At 59.0% G+C, this 1,132-nt stretch carries 3 protein-coding genes; 1 reads left to right on the top strand and 2 read right to left on the bottom strand.

Annotation, left to right across the window (positions count from 1 at the left end; translation table 11 throughout):
• On the top strand, window positions 1-470 hold a 470-nt coding region (locus tag EOA36_RS35860), incomplete at its 5' end, for a DinB family protein (RefSeq protein ID WP_145969530.1).
• A gap of 18 nt (window positions 471-488) precedes the next feature.
• Here EOA36_RS35860 and EOA36_RS35855 read toward each other — a convergent pair.
• Window positions 489-866: a type II toxin-antitoxin system VapC family toxin gene (locus tag EOA36_RS35855; protein ID WP_127281272.1), complete on the bottom strand. Its 378-nt coding sequence runs from the start codon at window positions 864-866 to the stop codon at window positions 489-491.
• Window positions 863-1,087, bottom strand: a complete 225-nt coding sequence (locus tag EOA36_RS35850) for a type II toxin-antitoxin system prevent-host-death family antitoxin (protein WP_127281271.1) — start codon at window positions 1,085-1,087, stop codon at window positions 863-865. The genes EOA36_RS35855 and EOA36_RS35850 overlap by 4 nt, the downstream gene beginning before the upstream one ends.
• Window positions 1,088-1,132 lie beyond the last annotated feature (45 nt).

The raw sequence follows: 1,132 nt of genomic DNA, 5'->3' as shown, positions 1-1,132 counted from the left end.
GCGCAGTGCTTGCTCTGAAGCCCGGCGAGTTCGAGGCTGAGCGCACCAGCTTTTTCCCGTCGGTCAAGGCCACGCTCAACCATGTGCTTGCGGTCGATTATCTCTATCTGGACTTTCTCGAAGAGGGCGGCGTCGGTGCCGCTGCCCATGATGACTTCGTGCCTTTCGACGAACCACAGGAGCTTTTTGCCGCGCAGGTCGCGGCCGACCGGCGGCTGATTGCCTTCTGCGATGGCTTGTCGGAAAGCGATCTAGATCGCCGCGTCATCACCGACCGGCGCGAGGACGGCATGATCCCGGAAAAGATCGGCAATATCCTGGCGCACGTCTTCCTGCACGACATCCACCATCGCGGCCAGGTCCACGCCATGCTGTCCGGCACCTCCGTCGCGCCGCCGCAACTCGACGAGTTCCTGCTCGATTATGATGTCAGGGTTAGGCGGGACGAGGTTGAGAGGCTTCGGTTGTGAGACCAGGTCCTTCGCTAGTCATGTCACAGCCACATCATAATGGGCGAAATGCGGGTCGGATGTGAGGATGGTCAGATTTTCCACTTGCGCCTGCGCAATCAGCAGTCTGTCGAACGGATCACCATGGTGGCGAGGTAGGCCACCAACGGCGTTCGCGTGCTGTAAGGTTACGGTGAGCGGCTGAAATCGCATCCTTGGAAGCAGCGCCGGCAGATCGTCCGGCGCGTTGAGCTTTCCGATCGAACGTTTGATGGCAATTTCCCAAACGCTCGCCGCGCTCACGAACACCACCGCTTCCGAAACCAGGATGCCGCGGTGATGCTCGCTGAGACGTCGGTCGTCCGAAATTGACCAGAGGATGATATGTGTGTCGGCGAGGAAGGGGCCGACCGTCATTTTACGAACTCGTCCCATTCAGGACCGAGTTCGTCAAAATCATCCGCAATCCAGATCTTGCCCTTCAAAGCGCCGATACGCGGCAGAGGTTCGGCCACCGCCGGAGGTACAATGCGCGCCGCCACCTTGCCGTGGCGCGTAAGAACGATCTCCTCACCTGCTTCCGCGCGGCTGACAAGTTCCGACAGTTTGGCCTTGGCTTCGGCGACGGAAACATTCATGTGCTCGATCCTTTATGACTAGAATTTAGGTCATAATCGACCGAA

The organism is Mesorhizobium sp. M8A.F.Ca.ET.021.01.1.1 (assembly GCF_003998025.1).
Lineage (GTDB): Bacteria > Pseudomonadota > Alphaproteobacteria > Rhizobiales > Rhizobiaceae > Mesorhizobium.
This window is presented reverse-complemented; position numbering and strand designations above follow the sequence as displayed.

Excerpts from the sequence above, each read along its gene's own strand:
- EOA36_RS35850 (WP_127281271.1), bottom strand. The coding sequence starts at position 1,087 with ATGAATGTTTCCGTCGCCGAAGCCAAGGCCAAACTGTCGGAACTTGTC.
- EOA36_RS35855 (WP_127281272.1), bottom strand. The coding sequence starts at position 866 with ATGACGGTCGGCCCCTTCCTCGCCGACACACATATCATCCTCTGGTCA.